This is a genomic window from Streptomyces sp. AC512_CC834, assembly GCF_019049325.1.
Classification (GTDB): Bacteria; Actinomycetota; Actinomycetes; order Streptomycetales; family Streptomycetaceae; genus Streptomyces.
In genome coordinates this window covers 36,024-42,619 of the sequence record NZ_JAGMUO010000113.1, presented here as the reverse complement: position 1 = coordinate 42,619, position 6,596 = coordinate 36,024, and the positions used below count along the sequence as shown (strand labels likewise).

6 protein-coding genes are annotated in these 6,596 nt (G+C 70.0%); 1 reads left to right on the top strand and 5 read right to left on the bottom strand.

Annotation, left to right across the window (positions count from 1 at the left end; genetic code table 11):
* Nucleotides 1-1,092 (top strand): glucose-6-phosphate isomerase (gene pgi, locus KUM40_RS35190; protein ID WP_254396152.1); only part of this gene is annotated, 1,092 nt, incomplete at its 5' end.
* A gap of 21 nt (nt 1,093-1,113) precedes the next feature.
* Here the strand turns inward: pgi and KUM40_RS35185 are convergent.
* The 5 genes from KUM40_RS35185 to tal form a co-directional block, all read right to left on the bottom strand.
* Entirely contained in the window at nt 1,114-1,905 is a 792-nt protein-coding gene (locus KUM40_RS35185; protein WP_217170507.1) for a class I SAM-dependent methyltransferase, read from the bottom strand.
* Between the two features lie 178 nt (nt 1,906-2,083).
* Nucleotides 2,084-2,869, bottom strand: a complete 786-nt coding sequence (pgl, locus tag KUM40_RS35180) for a 6-phosphogluconolactonase (RefSeq protein WP_217170370.1) — start codon at nt 2,867-2,869, stop codon at nt 2,084-2,086.
* On the bottom strand, nt 2,866-3,921 hold the full coding sequence (opcA, locus tag KUM40_RS35175; protein WP_217170369.1) for a glucose-6-phosphate dehydrogenase assembly protein OpcA: 1,056 nt from the start codon (nt 3,919-3,921) through the stop codon (nt 2,866-2,868). The genes pgl and opcA overlap by 4 nt, the downstream gene beginning before the upstream one ends.
* Nucleotides 3,918-5,441 (bottom strand): glucose-6-phosphate dehydrogenase, encoded by a 1,524-nt coding sequence (zwf, locus tag KUM40_RS35170; protein ID WP_217170368.1) that lies wholly within the window; start codon nt 5,439-5,441, stop codon nt 3,918-3,920. Before zwf ends, opcA begins: the two co-directional genes overlap by 4 nt.
* 4 nt (nt 5,442-5,445) lie before the next feature.
* Nucleotides 5,446-6,564, bottom strand: a complete 1,119-nt coding sequence (gene tal, locus KUM40_RS35165; protein WP_217170367.1) for a transaldolase — start codon at nt 6,562-6,564, stop codon at nt 5,446-5,448.
* Nucleotides 6,565-6,596: the final 32 nt, after the last annotated feature.

Below are 6,596 nucleotides of genomic sequence, written 5' to 3'. Positions count from 1 at the left end.
GACGGCGCCGACCTGCACGAGGCGCTCCGGGACCTGGACCCGGCCGAGACGCTGTTCGTCATCGCGTCCAAGACCTTCACCACCATCGAGACGATCACCAACGCCACCTCCGCCCGGACCTGGCTGCTGACCGCCCTGGGTGACGACGCCGCGGTCGCGCGGCACTTCGTGGCGCTGTCGACGAACGCCGGGAAGGTCGCCGGCTTCGGCATCGACACGGCCAACATGTTCGAGTTCTGGGACTGGGTCGGCGGCCGGTACTCGTTCGACTCGGCGATCGGGCTGTCCCTGATGATCGCCATCGGCCCGGACCGCTTCCGGGAGATGCTCGACGGCTTCCGCATCGTCGACGAGCACTTCCGCACCGCGCCCGCCGAGTCCAACGTGCCCCTGCTGATGGGCCTGCTGGGCGTCTGGTACGGCAACTTCCATGACGCGCAGTCGCACGCGGTGCTGCCGTACTCGCACTACCTGTCGAAGTTCACCGCGTACCTCCAGCAGCTCGACATGGAGTCCAACGGCAAGTCCACAGGCCGCGACGGGAACCCGGTCGAGTGGCGGACCGGACCCGTGGTCTGGGGCACGCCGGGCACCAACGGCCAGCACGCCTACTACCAACTGATCCACCAGGGCACCAAGCTGATCCCGGCGGACTTCATCGGCTTCGCCCGGCCCGTGGCCGAGCTGAGCGACGGACTCAAGGCCCAGCACGACCTGCTCATGGCCAACTTCTTCGCCCAGACCCAGGCACTCGCCTTCGGCAAGACCCCGGACGAGGTACGCGCCGAGGGGGTGGCGGAGGAGCTGGTCCCGCACAAGACGTTCCGGGGCAACCACCCCACCACGACCGTCCTGGCCACCGAGCTGACCCCCTCCGTCCTCGGCCAGCTCATCGCGCTGTACGAGCACAAGGTGTTCGTGCAGGGCGCGATCTGGAACATCGACTCGTTCGACCAGTGGGGCGTCGAGCTGGGCAAGGTGCTCGCCAAGCGCGTGGAGCCGGCACTCAGCGAGGGGGCCGAGGTGCCCGGTCTGGACGCGTCCACCAAGGCGCTGGTCGCCACCTACCGGGAGCTGCGCGGCCGCCAGTGACCCCCCGTGCGGTAGCCCTGACTACGTCTTCCGGCCCACAAGCACGGAAACAGCGACGTCTTCAGTGAAATGCTGATCCGGCGGGAGCCTCTGCCTGATCCCCGCTGCGAACGCCGGCCGGTCGTCCGCTGCGGGCAGCTCATCTGCGGGGACAGCGGAGTAGACGCCGCCGATGAGCTGGTCGAAGCTCAGCTCGTCGCTGTATTCGATCACGATCTCCCGGACCCCTTCGAAGCCGGCCGCCTCCAGGGCCCGCGTATAGCGAAGCCGGTCTGATGCGCCGGTGCCGCAGGACGCCTTCAGTTCCGTGCCGAAGTGGTCCTCCAAGCAGGCCCGCAGGGAGCGCGACCAATCGCTGTCCTGCAGCCACAGGGGTGTCCCGTTGGCGACCACCGCGACACCGCCTCCGGCCCGGACCAGGGGCGGCAGGGCACGGAAGAGCTCCTCGTGCCGCATCCAGTGGAGTGCCTGCCCGATGACCGCCATCGCCAACGACCGCTGCCCCAGCAGGTCTCCGAACGCGGGAACATCGGTGTCGGCACCCAGGACCCACGTCGTGTTCCGCACTCCCTGCCTTGAGGCTTCTTCCCTCGCGAGGCGGAGCATGTCCGGTTCAGGATCCATACCGATGACCGAACGGACCCGCCGGGCGAGCGGGATGGTCAACTGGCCCGTGCCACATCCGAGGTCGAGCACCAGGTCGTCGGTGGTCAGCTCGAAGGCTGTTTGCAGCGCATCGAGCACCTGAGGTGGATAACCACGCCTGAACTTCGCGTAGTACTCGGCGACGTCACCGCTGAACCCCAGAGTCATGGCGTCCACTTTGCCGAAGCGCGGGCCCGGGAGACAGCCTCGCACAGGGAGATCGCTACCGGCTGAAACCAGGGCCGGACACGGGCCAGAGATCCCGCCCGGCATCCTCCACCGGGGAGAGCAAAGCCCCCGACCGTGCGAGCAAGGGCACACGGTCGGGGGCGTCCGGCGGGACGGATCAGGCCGACGCCGGTGGGTACAGGGATCTCGGGAGCTGCGAAGCCGCCGCCGAGTCCAGGAGCCACAGGGTGCGGGCGCGGCCCCGGGCGCCCGCGGCCGGGGCCTGGATCTCGCCCGCGCCCGAGAGGGCCATCGCGACCGCGTTCGCCTTGTCCTCGCCCGCCGCGAGCAGCCACACCTCACGGGCGGCGCGGATCGCGGGGAGGGTCAGGGAGACGCGGATGGGGGGCGGCTTGGGGGAGCCGTGGACGCCGATCACCGTGCGGTCCGTCTCGCGGACTCCCGGGTGCTCCGGGAAGAGCGAGGCCACGTGCGTGTCCGGGCCGACGCCGAGGAGCAGGACGTCGAAGGACGGGACCGCGGCGTGGTTCTCCGGGACGGACGCCGTGGCAAGCTCCTGGGCGTAGGCCGCTGCCGCCGCCTCCACGTCCGAACCGTACGGGCCGTCGGACGCCGGCATCGCGTGCACCCGCTTCGGGTCCAGCGCCACCGTGTCGAGCAGCGCCGCGCGCGCCTGGGTGACGTTGCGCTCCGGGTCGCCCTCCGGCAGGAAGCGCTCGTCGCCCCACCACAGGTCCAGGCGGGACCAGTCGATCGCGTCCCGGGCCGGGGAGGCGGCGAGGGCCGCGAGCAGGCCGTTGCCGTTGCGGCCGCCGGTGAGGACCACGGACGCGCTGCCCCGGGAGGCCTGCGCGTCCACGATCTTCGTGATGAGGCGGGCCGCCGCGGCCTCGGCCATCAGCTCCTTGTCACGGTGCACGACGAGCTGCGGGGTGTCGCTCATTTCGCCGCCGCCTTCGTCACCGGTGCCTTCTCCCGCGTCGCGTCCTTCGCGGGAGCTTTCGCAGCCGACCCGACGGGAGCGGCGGCCGCGAGGGCGCCCGCACCGTCGCCGGAGTCTCCTTTGGCCGGCGCGTTCAGGCGGTTCACCCCGTAGCGCAGCGCCGAGGCGTACGTGTCGTCCGGGTCGAGGCGCCGCAGCTCCTCCGCGATCAGCTCGGCCGTCTCGCGGCGCTTGAGCGCGACCGCGCGGGCCGGCTGGCCCTGGATGGAGAGGTTCGCCAGCGTGCCGTCGGCCCGGTCCAGGACGACCGGACCGCAGTCGGTGTCCATCCGGACCGCCGTCAGACCCGGGCCGTTCGACGCCGAGCGCTTCACCGGCACGTCCAGCCGGTCCGCGAGCCACATGGCGAGCAGCTCGCAGCTCGGGTTGAACTCCTCGCCCTCCACCTCGACCGCCTGCACCTCGCAGTCGACCTGGTCCAGGGCCGCCGCCAGCATCGAGCGCCACGGCGTGATGCGGGTCCACGACAGGTCGGTGTCGCCGGGCGCGTAGGCGTCGGCGCGGGCCACCAGCTCCCGTACCGGCTCCTCGCAGGCGTAGGTGTCGGTGACCCGGCGCTGGGCGAGCGCGCCCAGCGGGTCCTTGGCCGGGTCCAGCGGCGCGTTCACCGGCCACCACACCACCACCGGGGCGTCCGGCAGCAGCAGCGGCAGGACCACCGACTGGGCGTGGTCGACGACGTCGCCGTGCAGCCGCAGCACGATCGTCTCGCCGGTGCCCGCGTCGGCGCCGAGGCGTACCTCGGCGTCCAGCCGGGACCTGGTGCGGTCCCGGGGCGATCGGGAGACGCGCTTGATGACGACGAGCGTGCGCGAGGGGTGCTCGTGCGCGGCGTCGCTCGCGGCCTTCAGCGCGTCGTAGGCGTTCTCCTCGTCGGTGACGATGACGAGGGTGAGCACCATGCCGATGGCCGGGGTGCCGATGGCCCGGCGGCCGAGGACCAGTGCCTTGTTGATCTTGCTGGCCGTGGTGTCCGTGAGGTCTGTCTTCATGGCCGGCGCCAGCTCCGTCCGTCTCGCTCCAGCATGTCGTCCGCCTCGACGGGCCCCCAGGTGCCGGCCGGGTACTGGGCCGGGGTGCCGTGCGTGTCCCAGTGCTCCTCGATCGGGTCGAGGATCTTCCAGGACAGCTCGACCTCCTCGGTGCGCGGGAACAGGTTCGCGTCGCCCAGAAGGACGTCCAGGATCAGCCGCTCGTACGCCTCCGGGCTCGACTCCGTGAACGACTCGCCGTAGGCGAAGTCCATGGACACGTCCCGGATCTCCATCGAGGTGCCCGGCACCTTGGAGCCGAAGCGGACGGTGACGCCCTCGTCGGGCTGGACGCGGATGACGATCGCGTTCGAGCCGAGTTCCTCGGTGGCCGTCGAGTCGAACGGGGAGTGCGGGGCCCGCTGGAAGACGACCGCGATCTCCGTCACGCGGCGGCCGAGACGCTTGCCGGTGCGCAGGTAGAAGGGGACGCCCGCCCAGCGGCGGTTGTCGATGCCGACCCTGATCGCGGCGTAGGTGTCGGTCTTCGACTTGGGGTCGATGCCGTCCTCCTCCAGGTAGCCGACGGCTTTGGCGCCGCCCTGCCACCCGGCCGCGTACTGGCCGCGCACGGTGTGCTCGCCCAGGTCCTTGGGGAGGCGGACCGCCCCCAGCACCTTGGTCTTCTCGGCGGCCAGCGCGTCCGCGTCGAAGGAGGCGGGCTCCTCCATGGCGGTCAGCGCGAGCAACTGGAGCAGGTGGTTCTGGATGACGTCACGGGCGGCGCCGATGCCGTCGTAGTAGCCGGCCCGGCCGCCGATGCCGATGTCCTCGGCCATGGTGATCTGGATGTGGTCCACGTAGGACCGGTTCCAGATCGGCTCGAACATCGTGTTGGCGAAGCGCAGCGCCAGGATGTTCTGGACGGTCTCCTTGCCCAGGTAGTGGTCGATGCGGAAGACCTGGTCCGGGGCGAACACCTCGTGGACGATCGCGTTGAGCTCCTCGGCCGACTTCAGGTCGTGGCCGAACGGCTTCTCGATCACCGCGCGGCGCCAGGAGCCGCTCGACTGGTCGGCAAGCTGGTGCTTCTTGAGCTGCTTGATGACCACCGGGAAGGACTTCGGCGGCACCGACAGGTAGAAGGCGAAGTTGCCGCCCGTGCCCTGTGCCTTGTCCAGCTCCTCGATGGTGCCGCGCAGCCGCTCGAAGGCGTCGTCGTCGTCGAAGGTGCCCTGGACGAAGCGCATCCCCTGGATGAGCTGCTGCCAGACCTCCTCGCGAAACGGCGTACGGGAGTGTTCCTTGACGGCGTCGTGCACGACCTGGGCGAAGTCCTCGTGTTCCCAGTCGCGGCGGGCGAACCCGACGAGCGAGAAGCCCGGCGGCAGCAGACCCCGGTTGGCGAGGTCGTACACGGCGGGCATGAGCTTCTTGCGGGAGAGGTCGCCGGTGACGCCGAAGATGACCAGACCCGACGGCCCCGCGATACGCGGGAGCCGTCGGTCTGCGGGGTCACGCAGCGGGTTGCTGCTTGACAATGTTTTAGCCCTCCGAGGGGGAGAGGCGCTTCAGCTCCGCCTCGGTCGACTTCAGCAGGTCGTTCCAGGAGTCCGCGAACTTCGCGACGCCCTCCTTCTCCAGCAGTTGGACCACGTCGTCGTAGCCGATCCCGAGCTTCTCGACCGCGTCGAGGTCGGCGCGGGCCTGCTCGTAGGTGCCGGCGACGGCGTTGCCGGTGATCTCGCCGTGGTCCTCGGTGGCGAACAGGGTCGCCTCCGGCATCGTGTTCACCGTGTTCGGCGCGACCAGGTCGGTGACGTACATGGTGTCGCTGTACGCCTTGTCCTTCACGCCCGTCGACGCCCACAGCGGACGCTGCTTGTTGGCGCCGGCCTTCTCCAGGGCGGCCCAGCGGTCGGCGGCGAAGACCTCCTCGTACGCCTGGTAGGCGAGCCGCGCGTTGGCGACGGCGGCCTTGCCGCGCACGGCCTTGGCCTCGTCGGTGCCGAGCGCGTCGATCCGCTTGTCGATCTCGGTGTCCACGCGGGACACGAAGAAGGACGCCACCGAGTGGATCCGCGAGAGGTCCAGGCCGCGCTCCTTGGCCTTCTCCAGGCCGGTCTGGAAGGCGTCCATGACCGCGCGGTACCGCTCCAGCGAGAAGATCAGCGTGACATTGACGCTGATGCCCAGACCGATGGTCTCGGCGATCGCCGGCAGACCCGCCTCGGTCGCAGGGATCTTGATGAAGGTGTTGGGCCGGTCCACCAGCCAGGCGAGCTGCTTGGCCTCGGCGATCGTCGCCCCGGTGTTGTGCGCGAGGCGCGGGTCCACCTCGATGGAGACCCGGCCGTCCTTGCCGCCGGTGGCGTCGAAGACGGGACGCAGGATGTCGGCGGCGTCGCGGACGTCCGCCGTGGTGATCATGCGAATGGCCTCTTCGACCGTGACCTTGCGGAAGGCGAGGTCGGAGAGCTGCTGGTCGTAGCCGTCGCCCTGGGAGATCGCCTTCTGGAAGATCGACGGGTTGGTGGTGACGCCCACGACGTGCTGCTGGTCGATCAGCTCGGCGAGGTTGCCGGACGTGATCCGCTTGCGCGACAGGTCGTCCAGCCAGATCGCGACGCCTTCGTCGGAGAGGCGCTTGAGTGCGTCTGTCATGGAAAATGCATCTCCTATATGTCGTTACGAGC